Source organism: Kocuria himachalensis (assembly GCF_054784195.1).
This window is the reverse complement of sequence record NZ_BAAGPL010000003.1, coordinates 72,583-88,440: the sequence shown is the minus strand read 5'-3', so window position 1 is coordinate 88,440 and position 15,858 is coordinate 72,583. Positions and strand designations below refer to the sequence as shown.

Annotated in this window: 18 protein-coding genes; 11 read left to right on the top strand and 7 right to left on the bottom strand. The window is 74.9% G+C overall.

The window, feature by feature from the left end; all coding sequences use genetic code 11:
- Positions 1-115: SRPBCC family protein (locus tag ACYVM4_RS02190; RefSeq protein WP_460667600.1), on the bottom strand; the 115-nt coding region annotated here is incomplete at its 3' end.
- Positions 116-411: 296 nt separating this feature from the next.
- On the opposite strand from ACYVM4_RS02190, the gene ACYVM4_RS02185 reads away from it, so the two are divergent.
- From ACYVM4_RS02185 to ACYVM4_RS02165, 5 genes are all read left to right on the top strand, one after another.
- Entirely contained in the window at positions 412-873 is a 462-nt protein-coding gene (locus ACYVM4_RS02185; RefSeq protein WP_460667517.1) for a hypothetical protein, read from the top strand.
- A 10-nt stretch (positions 874-883) separates the two neighbouring features.
- The gene (locus tag ACYVM4_RS02180; protein ID WP_460667516.1) at positions 884-2,113 is read left to right on the top strand and encodes a sensor histidine kinase; all 1,230 of its coding nucleotides are present in this window, start codon (positions 884-886) and stop codon (positions 2,111-2,113) included.
- Positions 2,110-2,814 carry a response regulator gene (locus ACYVM4_RS02175; RefSeq protein ID WP_368823060.1) on the top strand — a complete coding sequence of 235 codons (705 nt, stop codon included), beginning with the start codon at positions 2,110-2,112 and terminating at the stop codon, positions 2,812-2,814. Before ACYVM4_RS02180 ends, ACYVM4_RS02175 begins: the two co-directional genes overlap by 4 nt.
- A gap of 167 nt (positions 2,815-2,981) precedes the next feature.
- Positions 2,982-3,518 carry a hypothetical protein gene (locus ACYVM4_RS02170; RefSeq protein WP_460667515.1) on the top strand — a complete coding sequence of 179 codons (537 nt, stop codon included), beginning with the start codon at positions 2,982-2,984 and terminating at the stop codon, positions 3,516-3,518.
- 124 nt (positions 3,519-3,642) lie between these two features.
- Positions 3,643-3,966 (top strand): hypothetical protein, encoded by a 324-nt coding sequence (locus tag ACYVM4_RS02165; RefSeq protein WP_368823062.1) that lies wholly within the window; start codon positions 3,643-3,645, stop codon positions 3,964-3,966.
- Here ACYVM4_RS02165 and ACYVM4_RS02160 read toward each other — a convergent pair.
- From ACYVM4_RS02160 to ACYVM4_RS02140, 5 genes are all read right to left on the bottom strand, one after another.
- Entirely contained in the window at positions 3,941-4,474 is a 534-nt protein-coding gene (locus ACYVM4_RS02160) for an Lrp/AsnC family transcriptional regulator (protein WP_368823092.1), read from the bottom strand. The two genes, ACYVM4_RS02165 and ACYVM4_RS02160, sit on opposite strands and share 26 nt — an antisense overlap.
- Positions 4,475-4,763: 289 nt before the next feature.
- On the bottom strand, positions 4,764-5,783 hold the full coding sequence (locus tag ACYVM4_RS02155; RefSeq protein WP_460667514.1) for a permease prefix domain 1-containing protein: 1,020 nt from the start codon (positions 5,781-5,783) through the stop codon (positions 4,764-4,766).
- A gap of 5 nt (positions 5,784-5,788) precedes the next feature.
- Positions 5,789-6,145 carry a PadR family transcriptional regulator gene (locus ACYVM4_RS02150; protein WP_460667513.1) on the bottom strand — a complete coding sequence of 119 codons (357 nt, stop codon included), beginning with the start codon at positions 6,143-6,145 and terminating at the stop codon, positions 5,789-5,791.
- Positions 6,146-6,284: 139 nt separating this feature from the next.
- The gene (locus ACYVM4_RS02145) at positions 6,285-7,076 is read right to left on the bottom strand and encodes a nitroreductase family protein (RefSeq protein ID WP_368823065.1); all 792 of its coding nucleotides are present in this window, start codon (positions 7,074-7,076) and stop codon (positions 6,285-6,287) included.
- Positions 7,077-7,101: 25 nt separating this feature from the next.
- Entirely contained in the window at positions 7,102-7,488 is a 387-nt protein-coding gene (locus ACYVM4_RS02140) for a hypothetical protein (RefSeq protein WP_368823066.1), read from the bottom strand.
- Positions 7,489-7,617: 129 nt separating this feature from the next.
- On the opposite strand from ACYVM4_RS02140, the gene ACYVM4_RS02135 reads away from it, so the two are divergent.
- From ACYVM4_RS02135 to ACYVM4_RS02125, 3 genes are all read left to right on the top strand, one after another.
- Positions 7,618-8,385, top strand: a complete 768-nt coding sequence (locus tag ACYVM4_RS02135) for a methyltransferase domain-containing protein (RefSeq protein ID WP_460667512.1) — start codon at positions 7,618-7,620, stop codon at positions 8,383-8,385.
- A 181-nt stretch (positions 8,386-8,566) separates the two neighbouring features.
- On the top strand, positions 8,567-9,976 hold the full coding sequence (locus ACYVM4_RS02130) for an MBL fold metallo-hydrolase (RefSeq protein ID WP_460667511.1): 1,410 nt from the start codon (positions 8,567-8,569) through the stop codon (positions 9,974-9,976).
- A 416-nt stretch (positions 9,977-10,392) separates the two neighbouring features.
- A complete protein-coding gene (locus ACYVM4_RS02125) occupies positions 10,393-11,223 on the top strand; it encodes a hypothetical protein (protein ID WP_460667510.1) in 831 nt (276 codons plus the stop codon).
- Positions 11,224-11,288: 65 nt separating this feature from the next.
- Here the strand turns inward: ACYVM4_RS02125 and ACYVM4_RS02120 are convergent, their stop codons facing one another.
- Positions 11,289-12,371, bottom strand: a complete 1,083-nt coding sequence (locus ACYVM4_RS02120; RefSeq protein ID WP_368823070.1) for an FUSC family protein — start codon at positions 12,369-12,371, stop codon at positions 11,289-11,291.
- A gap of 75 nt (positions 12,372-12,446) precedes the next feature.
- On the opposite strand from ACYVM4_RS02120, the gene ACYVM4_RS02115 reads away from it, so the two are divergent.
- The 3 genes from ACYVM4_RS02115 to ACYVM4_RS02105 all read left to right on the top strand — a co-directional run.
- A complete protein-coding gene (locus ACYVM4_RS02115) occupies positions 12,447-12,857 on the top strand; it encodes a fluoride efflux transporter FluC (protein ID WP_460667509.1) in 411 nt (136 codons plus the stop codon).
- Positions 12,854-13,225, top strand: coding sequence for a fluoride efflux transporter FluC (locus ACYVM4_RS02110; protein WP_460667508.1), 372 nt, complete (start codon positions 12,854-12,856; stop codon positions 13,223-13,225). Before ACYVM4_RS02115 ends, ACYVM4_RS02110 begins: the two co-directional genes overlap by 4 nt.
- Positions 13,226-13,337: 112 nt before the next feature.
- Positions 13,338-15,858 (top strand): glycoside hydrolase family 3 protein (locus ACYVM4_RS02105; RefSeq protein WP_460667507.1); only part of this gene is annotated, 2,521 nt, incomplete at its 3' end.

Here is a 15,858-nt window from a genome sequence, read left to right as displayed (position 1 = left end):
TCACGCTCTTCACGCCGTTCATGAAGTGGGGGAAGTCCTCGAACTGGGTCCACTGGTTGTACACGGTGCTCAGCGGCACGTCGACCACGACAGTCTTCTCGACCTTGGTGCTCATGGCATCTCCTTCGATCCGTCTCGACGATCAGGGATGACGAAAAGTCGCCTATTCGCCAGTGTGCTTACGGTACCGCCCGGAGTGCTCTGTGGCCAGGGTTCCGCGGCCCGGGCGGCCCCGGTCGGCGCGCCCGGCGGCCGACTATGGACTTGACGTGGGCGGACGGGGAGAATTGCCGCACGACCTGCGGGGGGCTCGACATGGCGAAACTCGAGACGGAATTCCGGACACTGGTGTCGGTCCAGGACGCGCGGGCACCTGACGCCATCGAGGGACACCTGGCGTGGGGACGTCTGGTGGACAGCGACTACGTGCTCGTGCACGGCCCGCCGGACTGGCTGGGACGGGACGTCGACCCCGAGGTGCTGATCGCGCGGGTCGCGGCGGGGCGCACGGACGAGGTCGAGCGGATCAGGATCGCCCGGATCCAGCTGCACGGCGTCCTGCACGACCCGGCGTCCGAGATGACGGGCATCCGGCTCGACCGCCCGTCCGGGTGCCCGGCACAGGGCCCGCCGGACGGCGCGGGCTCCGACCGCCGGCTCGCCACGGGCGCCGAACTGTGCTCGGCCGTGGAGACGGCACTGGGCCCCCCACCCGCCGAGGAGGCCCCGGACTGCACCGAGGACGCCCTGCGCCCCGTGGTGGCGTGGGAGGAGATCCGGCGCCACTCGATCGTCGAGGACTGCCGCCTGCCCGCTCCTCCCGTCGAGCGGATGTGGATCTGCACCGTCTTCGGCAGGTCGGTGTGCAGCTGAGCGGGAGCCGATGAGATTCCGGTGGCACCCCTCGCGCCTGGCCCTGGACCTCGTCGCGGTGCCGGTGCTGTGGGGCATCGAGCTCCAGATCACGTGGGACCGCACGGCGGAGCCGGACGCGGTCGCCACCTGGGTCGTCGTGCTCTCGGCGGCGCTGCTGTACCTGCCCCTGTTCTGGCGCCGGCGGTGGCCCCTGGCGGTGCTGACCCTGGTGGCGCTGGGCGCCGCGGCCGTCGCGCTGCTCGGGTTCGGGTTCCACCCCATCTTCTGCGTCTGGCTGGCCCTCTTCGCGACGGCCGCGCACTGCTCGGACCGGAGGGCGCTCCTCGGCCTGGCGCTCGCGTTCCTGCCGGTCGCCACCAGCGTGCACGCCACGGTCCAGGACACTCCCGACCCGTCGATGCGGGTCGCCGCGTTCGTCGTCGCCGCGCTGTTCCTCACCGTGGCCCACGCGGTCGTCTTCGGCGTGGGACGGTGGGTCCGCTGGAGCGTGGCCCAGCGCGCGCTCGTGGCCCGGCTGGCGGCCGCCCGGGCCGAGGCCGAGGAGCGCCAGCGCATCGCCCGGGAGCTGCACGACGTCGTGGCCCACGCGGTGAGCCTCATGGTGCTCCAGGCCGCGGGGGCCGAGCGTGTCATGGACAGGGACCCGGAACGGGCCCGGACGGCGCTGCGGCAGGTCGACGAGCTCGGCGAGCAGGCCGTCACGGAGCTGCGGCGCATGCTGGGCCTGCTCTCCCCGGCGCCGTCGGCACCGGCGCAGGCCGCGCAGCCCGTGGGGCTGCAGCACCTGGACCGCCTGCTCGACCGCCTGCGCGCGGCCGGCCGGGACGTGGAGCTCTGCGTGGCCGGCGAGCCCGGGGTCCTGGAGCCGGCCGTGGACGAGGCCGCGTACCGCATCGCCCAGGAGGCCCTCACCAACGCCGTCAAGCACGCCGCCACGGACCGCCCGGTCCGGGTCGCCCTCGCCTGGGGCCCCGGGGACGTGGAGATCTCGATCCGCACGGACGGCGCCGGGGCCCGTGGCCGCCTCTCCGCCCGGCTGTCGACCGGTCACGGGGTGCGGGGGATGGCGGAGCGGGCCCGGGCGGTGGGCGGCGAGGCGACGGCCGGTCCCGATCCGCACGGGGGGTACCTGGTGTCCGCGCGGCTGCCCGCCCACCCGGCCGACCCCTACGACGCCGCCGCGGAGGACGCCGCGACGACCACGGCGGCCGGCGGACGCGGGGAGGGCTCCGGATGACACGGGGCACGGAAACGGCACCCGTCCGGGTGCTCCTGGTGGACGACGAGGCGATGGTGCGCTCCGGGCTGGCCATGCTCCTCACGGCCGAGCCGGACCTGGTCGTGGTCGGGGAGGCCGCCGACGGCGCGGCGGCCGTCGAGGAGACGGTGCGCCTGCAGCCGGACGTGGTGGTCATGGACGTGCGCATGCCCGGCACGGACGGCGTGGCCGCCACCCGGGTGCTCACGTCCGACGCGTTCCTGGACCGGGTGCCGAACGTCGCCGCCGTCCTGATGCTCACGACCTTCGACGAGGACGCCGCCGTCCACGCCGCCCTGCGGGCGGGCGCCTCCGGCTTCATCCTCAAGAGCTCCGCGCCGAAGGTCCTGGCGGACGCCGTGCGCTCGCTGGCCCGCGGCGGGGGCTGGCTGGACCCGGACGTGACCCGCCGGCTCCTGACCGAGTTCGGCCGCCAGACCGACCCGTCCGCCCCTCCGCCCGAGCAGCTGCAGCAGCTGACCCGGCGGGAGCGCGAGGTCCTGGTCGCCGTCGCCCACGGCCTGACGAACGCGGAGATCGCCCGACGCCTGTTCCTCAGCGAGGCGACCGTGAAGACCCACGTCCACCGGATCTTCCTGAAGCTGGGCGTCAGCGAGCGCGCCCAGGCGGTCACGGCCGCGTTCAAGAGCGGGCTCGTCAAGCCCACGGACCGTTTCTGACCCCTGCGCGTACCACCCCGGTTGTACGCCGCAGTTCACCTCCGGGGTGGACGCCGGGGGGTGGCCCCGACTGCGACTCTTGTCCTGTCGGCTCGAGAGGTTCCCCTCCGGACCCCGGGAAGGAACCGCCGGCACCCACGAAATCTCTCTTCCGCAGGAGATCCGCCATGTCCATCGAAACCACCTCGTCCGCAGCCCCGCAGCCGGCCGGTGCCCGCCGCCACGCCCGCAAGGCGGTGCTCTCCCTGGCCTCCCTGACCCTGGCCGCAGGCGCCCTTCCCCTGCTGGGCGCCCCGGCCCAGGCCGCCGCTGCGCCGGCCGCCTCGACGCAGTCCTCGGTGCTCGAGACGGCGTCGCACAAGCCGCACCAGAAGCACTGCTCGGTCGACGCCCACAAGCCGTCCTGGAAGTGGCACCACGGGAAGAAGTACGTCAAGTACCCGTTCCACGTGAAGTGCCACAAGGGATACAAGGTGGAGGTCAAGCAGCACTACTACGCGGTGGACAAGCACGACCACCACTACTTCACCGGCGGCCACCACGACTACTACTGGGGCGGTTCCTGGGGCGGCGGGCACTGGAAGCACCTGGACCACCACGACGCGAAGAAGGTCTACCACGTGGTCAAGTACCGCTACTACGACGGCAAGCACTGGTCCCCCTGGTACGAGGAGACCAGCCACTGGACCGACCTCGGCCACTGACCGGACGGCACCGGGGGCGGCCGGGCACTGGCCTCCCCCAGCTCCCTCTCCACCCGACGTCCCCGAGGTCGTCCCCCGGCGCCCCGCGCAGGGGGACGGCCTCCCCACACCACAAGAGCCGATCATGGACCTCACCCATCAGCACCCCGCCACCAGGGCCTGGGACCTCGCCCCCGGCGACACGTTCCACGGGCGCACCATCACGGCCGTCCGCGGCGTGGTGGGACTCGCCCTCAGCCCGGTGGCCGTCATCTCCTTCACGGAGGACGGCCGGGAGCACCGCGCCCAGGCCCGGATCGGGGCCGCCCACTGCGAGACGCACCAGTACTACGACGAGATCATGCTCAGCGCCCGCGCGTGGGTCCGCACCCACGGCCTGCACGAGGGCGACGCCGTGGACCTGGGCCGGCTGCGGGCCGAGGTCATGGGCGCGGCCGCCCGGAACTGACCGCTCCCCCGGTCCTCCCCGGCGCCTCGTCCCCCGCGAGCAGCGGTGCGACCCGATAGGGAATGACGGTGCGCAGGAACATGCTCGTGGAGGTCCGCAGGATTCCGGGGCACAGCCGGATCTCCTCGGAGACCCGGTAGAGGTCCTCCGGGTCCTTGGCCACCACCCGGCACAGCAGGTCCGTCTGCCCCGCGGGTGCGAACACCTCGATGACCTCCGGAATCGCCTGCAGCCCGGCGATCGCCTCGTCCAGCTGGTGCTGGTCGAGCTCCACGGCCACGCTCGCGGCGAGTCCGTAGCCGAGCGCCGCGGGCGTCACCCGGGTGCTGTGCGGGCGCAGCGCGCGGCTCGCGCGGTAGCGCTCGAGCCGCGCGTGGATCGTCCCGCGCGCCAGGCCCGTGCGCTGGGCCAGGGCCAGCACCGTCATCCGCGGGTCCTCGTCCAGCGCCGCCAGGATCTTCCGGTCCGTCGCGTCCAGCGGGCCCGTGCCGGCCCCGCCGTTCGTCATGCTGACCACAGCACCCCCTCTTCGCCGTCCCGATCTGATCGATCTGATCAGTTCCAGAGTAGACGTTTGCGCACGGTGCCGACCACGGTGTCAACTGATGGTCACACGGTGCGCCGCCTGACCCGGTTGGGCGCACCCCGGCCGACGCCGGTCGCCCACGAAGCGCCCCGCGTCCGCGCCGCTCGGCACCCCGCAGCGGCAGAGGCCCCCTTCCGGCCCGCGGGAGCTCCTCGGAGCTCCCGCGGGCCGAGTGCTGTCCCCCGACAGGTGCGACGGGCGGCACTGACGGTCAGGACCGCCGCTCCACCGACCGGCGGCAGGCGAGGAAGGTCGCCACGAGGTCCCAGACGGTGATGAGCACCACGAGTGCGACGCCGATCCGCGCGAACTCGTCACCCACCCAGCCGCGCTCGCGGAAGACCGGGTTCACCACGGACTCGGTGCGCAGCACGGTGATGAGCAGCGCGGCCATGGCGAGGTCCAGGACGGCGTTGACCCCGAACAGCGCCCAGGACCAGCGGCGGCGGAAGAAGCGCAGCAGCTCCCACCCCCAGGCGAGCAGCAGGAGCCCCAGGTAGAGCGGCACCCACGGCGTCCACACGGCGGGGTCGAGCAGGGGCTCGCCGGCGAGCGGGCCCTCACGGAGCAGCGGCCGCGAGAGCAGGAACGGCGCGGCGAAGGCCAGCCCCAGAGCGATGCCGGCCCAGACCAGCTCCCCCACGGTCGAGTCCCGCTCGGGGCGCGGCGGCGGCAGCTGCTCGACCGTCCAGCGCGGGGCCTCCTCCACCGCCGCCCCGGTCTGGCCCCGGGCGCCGCGCCGCACCGCCTCCGTGATCTCCGTGCGCTCCACCACGGCGTAGACGACGACGGCGATGCCCGCCCCCATGAGCGCCCCCTGGATCGCGGCACCGACCGCGGGCGCCAGCGAGAGCACGAGGTACGTGACCAGGTCCTCTCGCCCCGCCTCCCCGAAGAGCCGGCCGATCAGGGTGAGCCCGCCGAAGAGACCGGCCAGGACGGGCACCAGGATCTTCAGCAGCTCGAGGAAGTCGTGGTAGTACGCGGGCCCGATCAGGTGCCGCGGGCCGGGTCCGTAGTCCCCGGCCAGCAGCGCGGGGTCGCCGAGCTCCTCGAGGGCGCGGCGCTCCGCCTCGGCCGGCGGGACCCCCTGCGCCACGCCGTCGTCGACCATGTCGGCGACGGTGCCCCGCAGCTCCCGGGACACGTCCTCGCGGGCTCCGGGCGGGAGGCGCCGGGCGACCTCGTGGAGATAGCTCTCGGTGCGCGGGGTGAGGGTGCTGGCGGACATGGCGATCAGTCCTCGGGAGACGTGGGGCGGGCGAGGGTGGACAGGGCGGCGTGCAGCCGGAGCCGCTCGGCCTCGAGGGCGTCCCGGGCGCGGATCCCGAGCCCGGTGGTCCGGTAGAACTTGCGGGGCCGGGACTCGGCGGTGTTCCAGTCGCTCTCGAGCAGACCCTGGGCCTCGAGGCGGCGCAGGAGCGGGTAGAGCGTGTTGGCCTCGACGTCGAGCCCCGCGTCACCGAGGGTCCGGAGCAGGGCGTAGCCGTAGCGGGGCTCGTCCAGGACGAGCAGGCAGGCCAGGACCACCGTGCCACGGCGCAGCTCCTGGAAGTGGGAGGCGACGATCTCGTCGACCGGTTCAGCTGCCATGGCTGCACAATAGTGTGTTACACACACCATTGGAAGATCTCCGTGCTCGTCCCGCCGACGTCACCGGTCCTGCCCGGGATCCCCGCGGACCTCCGTCGGCCCCGGGCAGGAGCGGTGAGCTCGGCGGGAACGGGGGCGCTCAGTCGTCCCAGCCCTCCAGCGGCGTGGCACAGGACTCCCGGAAGACGTACTGGGAGATCCGGCGCCGCTCCCGGCTGGACCAGTCGATGGCCGGGCGGCGGTGCTCCTCCGGGACGTAGCCCAGACGGTAGACGGCCATGAGCTCGAGGTCGTCGGGCACGTCCAGGAGGTCCACGACCTCGGCCCACCGGGCGGGGGCCTCCATGGGGAAGGAGATGAACTGGATGCCCATGCCGAGCTCCACGGTGGTCAGCCAGAGGTTCTCCATGGCCGCGCCCATCGAGAACAGCGAGTAGAACCCCGAGAGCTCCCCGGGCCGGTACTCGCGGCGGTCGAGCATCACGCCGAGCAGCAGGGGGGACCCGGCCACGAGCTTGTGGTTCTCCGCCCCGAGGGTCTGGGGCACCCGCAGCCGGTTCATCATCGCCTGCCCGCCCGGGGTGAACGCCTTCCTGGTGAAGGGGCGCAGCACCGTGGGCAGCTTGTCGAAGAGCATCCCGAAGCGCTGCTCCTCCATCTCCTGCCTGCTGAAGCGGAAGTAGCGCTTGTACCGGTCGAAGAAGGTCCCCTCGGCCATCACCTGCGTCATCGAGTCGGCGCTGATCCGGGCGATCCGGTCGATGGTCCCCCGGTCCTCGATCAGCACGAAGCGCCACGGCTGGCTGTTGAACTGGGAGGGCGCGGCCGCGGCCGTGCGCAGCAGCAGCTTCTGGTGCTCCGGGGACACCGGGTCCGGCAGGAACGGGCCGTTGGTGGTGCGGCGGTTGAAGACGACGTCGAGGAACTCCATGTGCTCTCCGGTCAGGTCGGGCGGATCAGCCCGCGCGGGCGGCGCGGGCTCGGAACAGGGCGGTGGCGTAGAACGGCGCCGCGGCCAGCGCCGCGAGCGCGTGGCGGCGCGGGTGCCCCTGGGCGGGCGTGCCGACGTGCGGCAGGGCCGCCAGGGGCAGCAGCGCCGGCGCCAGGGCCCGGCCCGCCGCGCGCCCCGCGGCGGAGGACGAGCCGGCGGCGAGGACCGCGGCCAGCGCCGTCGTCGTGGTGGTGGTGATGTAGAGGGCATGGTGGATCCAGCGGAACCGGCCCGTGTGCACGAGCCCCGCACCCACCGACGCCCCGAGGGCGGCGTTGGCCGCCCAGCACGCGCTCGCGAGGCCGATCCACGGGCCGGGCCGCGAGCCCACGGCGTGCACGGTGTGCCCCACGCGGTCCCCTCCTGCCGTCCGGTCCTGCCCGGCACCGGCCGGGAGCCCCAGTCTAGTGACGGCACCGCGCGCCGCTCCCGGCCCGCCGTGCTCCTTGGCGGATCGTGTCGGCCCACGGAGAATGGGCAGATGCCATCCGTCCTGCCGCGCGCCCGGCCCGACCTCTCCCGGCGGGACGCCGAGCTGCGCGAGCTCATGGACGACCCCTCCTGCGACCTCGCCGCGCTGCAGCGCACCTACGCGCGCTTCGACCTCGTCAACTCCCTGGTCGCCGGGTGGTCCGCGACCTACCGGCGCAGGATCCGCCCCCTCGCCGAGCCCGGCCGGCCGCTCACCCTCCTGGACGTCGGCGCCGGCGGCGGGGACGTCGCCCGCGCCCTGGCCCGGTGGGCGCAGCGGGACGGGATCGACCTGCGGATCACCGGCATCGACCCGGACGCCCGCGCCCACGACTGGGCCTCGGCACGGACCGCCCGCTGGTCGACCCGGCACCCGCGGGCGGCGCCGCCGGTCTTCCGGCGGGTCACCAGCCGGGAGCTGGTCGCGGCCGGCGAGACGTTCGACGTCGTGGTCTCCAACCACCTGCTCCACCACCTGGACCCCGGGCCCGTGCGGGACCTGGCGGCGGACTCGGAGCGACTGGCCGGCCGGCTCGTGGTGCACAACGACCTCGTGCGCAGCCCGGCGGCCTACCGGCTGTACTCGGTGGGCGTGCTGCCCCTGGCCCCGGGGTCCTTCCTGCGCACCGACGGGCTGCGGTCCCTGCGCCGCGCCTATCTGCCCCAGGAGCTGCGCGAGCTGGCCGGTCCGGGCTGGGAGGTCGGCCCCGGTTCGTTCGGGCACCAGCAGCTGGTCCAGGACCGCTCGCTCCCGGTTCGCACGCAGCCTCCGCGCTGAGGCCGGCACGGAGGCGACGGGTCCGGCACCGGAGCCGCCGGGAACGGTTCCGGCGCCCACCGGACAGATACCCCCGGGGGTACTTGTGCTATACCCCTAGGGGTATTATCGTCGTGCTCAGGACGACGCGGGGGACCTTCCGGGGCACGCGTCACCAAGCCACCGAACGGAGGAGAGATCCATGCTGATCGAGCGCATCTACGACGAGGACCTCGCCCAGGCCGGCTACTTCATCGGGTGCCAGCGCACCGGCCAGGCGCTGGTGGTCGACGCCCGCCGCGACATCGACGTCTACCGGGACACGGCCGCCCAGAACGGCATGGAGATCACGGCGGTCACCGAGACCCACATCCACGCCGACTACCTCTCCGGCACCCGCGAGCTCGCCGCGGCCACCGGGGCGACGATGCACGTCTCCGGCGAGGGCGGAAAGGACTGGCAGTACGAGTTCGAGGCCGCCCGCCTGCACGACGGCGACGAGATCCGCATCGGCAACATCGTGGTGGCCGCGGTGCACACCCCGGGCCACACCCCCGAGCACCTGTCCTTCCTGGTCACCGACGGCGCCTTCGCCGACGCCCCGGGCTACCTGCTCACCGGCGACTTCGTGTTCTCCGGCGACCTGGGCCGCCCGGACCTGCTGGACGAGGCCGCCGGCGGGGTGGACACCCGCTTCGTCGGCGCGAAGCAGATGTTCACCAGCCTCAAGGAGAAGTTCCTGACCCTGCCCGACCACGTCCAGGTCTTCCCCGGCCACGGGGCCGGCTCGGCCTGCGGCAGGGCCCTGGGCGCGATCCCGTCCACCACGGTGGGCTACGAGCGCCTCTATGCCTGGTGGGGCCCCTACCTGGCGGCCGACGACGAGGCCGGCTTCGTCGCCGAGCTGCTCGACGGCCAGCCCGACGCCCCGTTCTACTTCGGGCGGATGAAGAACCAGAACCGCCGGGGCCCGGCCGTGATGGGCGAGCGGGCCCCGCTGCCCGAGCTCGACGCGCAGCAGGTCGCGCGGCGCCTGGCGGCCGGCGAGGTGACGTTCGTGGACACCCGCTCCGGGGACGAGGTGCACACCGGGACCGTGACCGGGGCGCTGAACATCCCGGCCGGCCGGTCGATCGCGACCTTCGGCGCCTGGGCCGTGAATCCCGAGACCGACGACCGGCCGCTCGTGCTGCTGGCCCCCGGCCAGGAGGAGGCCCAGGAGTTCTGGGACCACCTGGTGCGCGTGGGCATCGACGCCGTGGCCGGCTACGCCACCGGGATCGAGGGGCTGCCGCAGTCCGTTCCGCAGCTGGTCGCCCCCGGGGAGGTCGAGGACTTCGACAAGGCCCTGCTGCTGGACGTGCGCGCCGTCAGCGAGCACACCGCGGGCCACGTCCCCGGCTCCATCCAGCTGCACGGCGGCCGGGTCCTGTGGAACCTGGACCGGCTCCCGGAGCAGGGCACGATCGTGACCTACTGCCAGAGCGGACTGCGCAGCTCGGTCGTGGCCTCGACCCTGCGCCACGCCGGCTACGACGTCGCGGAGCTCGAGGGCTCCTACGCCGCCTGGTCCGCCCGGCAGGGGACCCCGGAGTCCGCCTCCGCCCGCTGACCCGCGCTCCGCTCGGGCGGAGGTGCCACTCCCGACGCCGCGTCCCCCGGTGCCACCGCACCCGGGGGACGCGGCGTCCCCCGCGCCCGGTCACCGCCCCGCGCGCGCAGGACGGTGACCGGGCGCCGGGCCGCCACCGCGGCACGGCGGCCGGGGTCCGGCCCGCTCCCCACCCCACCAGGGGTGTTCGCTATTGCCAACAGAGGCTACCCGCAAGTATTTTGACGGCACAGCAGTCCTGCGGACGCGCTCCGGATCTCCGCGAGCTCCACGGTGCCCGCCCCACGACCAGCAGCACGGCATTTCCTGTCGCCCCGCCACCGCGCGCGGACCGGCGACGCGGGGGGAGGTCATGCCGCGCGCTGCCGGCCGCGGGGTGACCCCGGGGCGACGACCGAGCACGGGAGACACAGGACATGACTGCTGGAAAGACATGGGCGGCCACGGGCGCCACCGCCGCGATGCTGGCCGGAGGCCTCTTCCTCGGGGCTCCGGCGGCGGTCGCGGCCCCCGGGGACCCCGCCTGCCTGCAGGCGACGGCGCAGCTGGACGCGGTGCTGGCCGGGGCCGGCCTCACCCCCGAATCGCTCGGGGCGCTCGACGTGTCGGCCGAGGCGGTGGCCGCCGCCGAGGCGCAGTACGCCGCGCTCGTCGAGGGCGCCGGCGGGCCGAGCCTGCAGGAGCTGGAGGCCGCCGCGGCCGCGCTGGTGGCCGCCGAGGAGTCCGGCGACCCGGAGGCCGTCGCCCAGGCCGAGGCCCGCCTCGTCGAGCTCGACGAGCAGCTCACCGCCGCGCTCGGCACGCTCGACCCGGCCGTGGCCGAGCAGGCCCTCGCCGACGCCGCCGTGACGTTCAAGGCGCTCCTGGCCGAGCTGGCCCTCGACGAGGCCACGGTCAACCAGCTCCTCGTGCTCCTCGAGCAGGCCGTCGTGGCCTGCGAGGGGCCGGCCGCCCCGGCCCCCGTGGTGGTCCCGGAGGTCGCGGCGCCGGTGCTCCCCGCGCCGATCGAGGCCGCCCCGGTCGAGGCCGCCCCGGTCGAGGCCGCCCCGGTGCCCGTCGTGGCGGCACCCGTCCAGGCGCCCGCCGAGGCCGTGCCCGCGGCCGTCAACCCGGGCCTCAACATGCAGACGGCCGCCGCGGGGCCGGAGCAGCGCCCCGCCACCGGCCTGCTCGCCGGTCTGCTCGCCGCGGGGACCGCCGCGGGCGCGGCGGGCGCACTGCACCTGCGGCGGCGCAGCCGGGCCTGAGCCGCCCGCCGTCCCGGAGCCCGTGGGGCTGCCGGGACGGCGCCGCCTCCGGCCGGGCGACGGCATCAGCCCCGGGTCACGGCGCTGCTGCCGGCCGTCGGGGCGGTCGGCGGGTCCAGGACCGACACGAGCCGGGCGAGGTCCTGGGCCGCGGCCAGGACGAGCCGGTCCTCCGCCCGGGACGGGTCGGTGAGGTCGGCGTGGAGCCGCCCCACGAGGGAACGGACCCGCTCCGCGGCCTCCTCGGGGTCCTCGCCGTCCGACCAGGCGCGCACCCCGTCGGCGGCGGACCGTGCCGCCTCGGCGAGCCGGGCGCTCAGGGCCGCGGGCACCAGCCAGTCGTGCTGCTCGTGGTCGTAGAGCTCCCGCAGCGCGTCCGTGAACCCCCGGAGGTGGAAGACCACGTTCTCGAGCTTCAGCAGGGAGTCGTAGCCGGGGTCCCCCGGGTCCGTGGTGCGGTGTCGTCGCCGCCGGAGCACCATCCGGGGGTTGCCGCGGGCGCTGCGCGCCGACTCGTCGACCGCCTCGCGCACCTCGCTCGTGATCCGCACCAGGGCGTGGTTGCGCCGGCGCCAGTCCCGTCCCCCGGTGGTCCCGGGTTCCGCGAGCTCCGCGGCGACGTCCTCGAGATAGTCGACGACGACGCGCTGCAGCCGGTCGAGCTGCAGGCGGGCGGTGCGGAAGTCCAGCGGCGGGAAGACCGTCACGTTGACGATCAGCCCGATCGCCACGCCCACCGACATCTGCACGAGGAAGCCCGCCGAGAAGCCCTCGGCGTCCTGGCCGCCGACGATGAGGACGAACAGGGCGCCGACCGGGACGTACTCGGCGCCCGCCCCGAGCCGGCGGATGCCCGCCAGGAGGACGCCCACGCCGACCGCCGCGGCGACCGTGAGCAGGTTGGGCTCGCCGACCAGCAGGACCCCGGCCGCCAGGAGGATGCCCAGGGCGATGCCGGCCACCGTCTGCAGTCCGGCGCGCACGGAGCCCAGCACGGTCGGGTACATCGCGGAGATGGCGCCCAGCGGCGCGTAGTAGGGATACTCGTCGAGCACCCCGGGCATCCGCTGGGCCACCGCCCAGGACACGGCCACGGCGAGCGAGGTCTTGAGGGCCAGGAGGATGCGGGCGCCGCGTATCGTCTGCACGCGGACATCCTACGGACCGGCCGGTAGGATCGAGCCGCCGACCGCTCCCCCGGGAGCCCGTCCCGAGGGAGACCCGTGAGCCGACCGCCGCACCGGCGCCTGCTGCTGGTCCTCGCCGTGGGGGCGGGCGGGGCGCTGGGCACCGGGGCCCGCCACGGCCTCGCCCAGCTGCTGCCGGCGGTGGCCGGGTGGCCCCTGGCCACCCTGACGGCGAACCTGCTCGGGTCGTTCCTGCTCGGGATGCTCCTGGAGTCCCTCGTGCGGCGCGGCGCGGAGACCCCCCGCGGGATGCTGCTGCGCCTCGGCGCGGGCACCGGGGCATTGGGCGGGTTCACGACGTTCTCGTCGCTCGCCCTCGAGGCCGAGCAGCTGCTGGCCGGCGGGGCCGCGGGACAGGCGCTGGCCTACGTGGGGATCTCGCTGGGCTGCGGGTTCCTGGCCTGCCTCGCGGGCACCGTCCTCGCGCCCCGGGTCCGGCGCGCGTGACCGTCCTGCTGATCTGCCTCCTCGGCGGGCTCGGGGCGATGGCCCGGTTCACGGTGGAGGGGACCGTGCGGCAGCGGTGGGGGACGTCCTTCCCCGCCGGCACCGTGGTCGTCAACGTGAGCGGCTCGTTCCTGGCCGGGCTCCTGTCCGGCGCCGCGCTGGCCGGGGCACTGGGCGGTCCCGCCGCGGCGGCCGCCGTGGTCGGCTTCTGCGGCGGGTACACCACCTTCTCCACCGCGATGGCCGACACCGTGCGGCTGGCCCGGGACGGGCAGGAGATCCGGGCGGTGCTCAACGCCGCGGGCACCGGCGCGCTGACCGTGCTCGCGGTGCTCGCCGGACTGGCCGCGGCCGCACCCCTGGGCTGAGCGGGACCGACGCGACTTCCTCCGCCCCTCTGGCGCTCCACGCCCCGGACTGAAATAGTGAAGACTCACTAATTAGGGTCTCCCGCCGTCCACCCGTCAGGAACGAGAAGTGATGACACCCCGTACGACCCGGTCCCCCGACTGCACCACCCGCCTCGCCGAGCTCGTCGGCCGGCTCCCCCTCGCGGAGAAGGTCCACCTGCTCACGGGTGAGACCGCGTTCACCCTCCCCGGCAGCGACCGGATCGGACTGGCGCCGCTGGCGTTCTCGGACGGGCCCACCGGCGTGCGCGGGCTGAAGTTCGTCGGCGGGGACGCCGTGGCCCTGTTCCCCAGCGCCACCCTGATCGCCGGGGCCTGGGACGACGGGATCGCCGAGGAGGTGGGGCGGATGCTGGCGGAGGAGGCCCAGCGCCAGCACATCCACGTGGTCCTCGGCCCCACCGTCAACCTGCACCGGTCCCCGCTGGGCGGGCGGCTCTTCGAGGCCTACTCCGAGGACCCGTACCTCACCGGGCGCACCGCCGCCGCCTACGTGCGGGGGATGCAGCAGCGCGGGACCGCCGCGTGCCTGAAGCACCTCGTGGCCAACGAGTCCGAGACGCTGCGCAACTTCATGGACTCCCGCGTCTCCGAGACCGCGCTGCGCGAGCTGTACCTCCTCCCGTTCGAGATGGCCGTGCAGGACGCGGGCGCCTGGTCGATGATGGCCGCCTACAACGACGTCAACGGGGTGCCGGCCACGGAGCAGGACCACGTGCAGAACGGGATCGTCAAGGGCGAGTGGGGCTGGGACGGGCTGATCATGAGCGACTGGTTCGCCACCAAGCGCACCGCGGCCTCGGCCAACGGCGGTCTGGACCTCGTCATGCCCGGTCCCGACGGCCCGTGGGGCGACCGGCTCGTCGCCGCCGTCCGCGCCGGGGAGGTCGCCGAGGAGGCCGTGGACGACCACGTGGTGCGGCTGCTGCGCCTGGCCGACCGGGTCGGCGGGCTCACCCCCGAGGGGCCGGAGCCCCGGCGGTGGGCACAGGACCTGCCCGCGGTGGACTCTCCGGTCCGCCAGGAGCAGCTGCGCCGGATCGCCGCCCGCGGCATGACGGTCGTCGCGAACAACGGCGTCCTGCCGCTGGCCGCGGACGGGCGAGCCGACGGCGCCGTGGCGCTGATCGGCCGGCACGCGATCGACACCGTGGACATGGGCGGGGGCTCGGCGACGGTCAACCCGCCGTACCAGTCCACCGTGGCCGACGGGCTGACCGCGCTGCTCGGGGACCGCGTGCGCGTGACCGACGGCGTGGCCGTGCGGAGCCGGCCCGTCGCCGCGGACCCGGCCTTCCTCACGGACCCGGCCACCGGCGCCCCCGGGATGCAGGTGGTGCTGCTCGCCGCCGACGGCACCGAGCTCTCCCGGTACCACTCGGACTCCTCCGCGATCTCGATCGGCTGGGACGACGACCTCGACCAGGACCCGGCCACCGCGGTGCTCACCACGACCCTGGCCAACGACGCCGGGCCGGTGCTGCTGGGCGCGATCGGCGCCGGCGCCTGGACCGTGGCCGGCGGCGCCGGGGAGATCGCGGCGCGGCTGCGCTTCGCCGGGAAGGACCCCGGCGAGACCATGCTGCGCCCGCCGGCCTTCGCCGGGACCGTGGACCTGCCGGCCGCGGCGACCGTCACGGCCACCGTGGCCCTCGACCCGGTCGACTGGCGCGAGCTGCTCCTGGGCGACCCCGCCCTGGGCCTGGCCGAGGAGAGCCACCTGCTGGACATGACCGCCCTGGGCCTCACGGCCCTGGTGGCCGCCCCGGCCCCGCGCCCCGACGACGAGCTGATCGCCGCCGCCGAGGCCGCGGCAGCCTCCGCCGGCACCGCCGTGGTCGTCGTCGGGCTCACCGAGGAGGACGAGACCGAGGCCGCCGACAAGCAGACCCTCGCCCTGCCCGGCCGCCAGGACGAGCTGGTGGCCCGCGTGGCGGCCGCCGCCGGGCGGACCGTCGTGGTCGTCAACGCGGCCACCCCCGTGCTGATGCCGTGGCTGGCGGAGGTGGACGCGGTGCTGGTCGCCGGTCTGCCCGGCCAGGAGGGCGGGCACGCCGTGGCCGCCGCCCTGACCGGTGCGCTGGAGCCCGCGGGGCGCCTGGTCACCAGCTGGCCCGCCGCGGACGGGGCGGCCCCGGCCTGGGACGTGGTCCCGGGCGAGGACCTGGTCCTGCCCTACGACGACGGCACGTTCATCGGCCACCGCGGCTACCACGCCGGGCACGCCCCCGCCCCGCTGTTCTGGTTCGGGCACGGCCTGGGCTACGGCACCTGGGAGTACGGGACCGTGCAGGCCCACGAGGGCGGGGCCGGGCTCGAGGTCACGGTCGAGGTCACCAACACGTCCGCCCGGGACTCGCGGGAGACCGTCCAGGTCTACCTGGAACCCGCCGAGGAGAACCAGCCGATCCGCCTGGTCGGCTACCGGGGCGCGGACGTCGCCGCCGGGGCCACGGCCGTCGTGCCGGTGACCTGTGACGACCGGCTGCTCCGCCGCTGGGACGAGGCCACCGGCACCTGGGCGCCCCTGGCCGGGGGCGGGGAGCTCGTGGTCGCCCGCGGGCTGGGCGACGTCCGGGCCCGGGTATCGT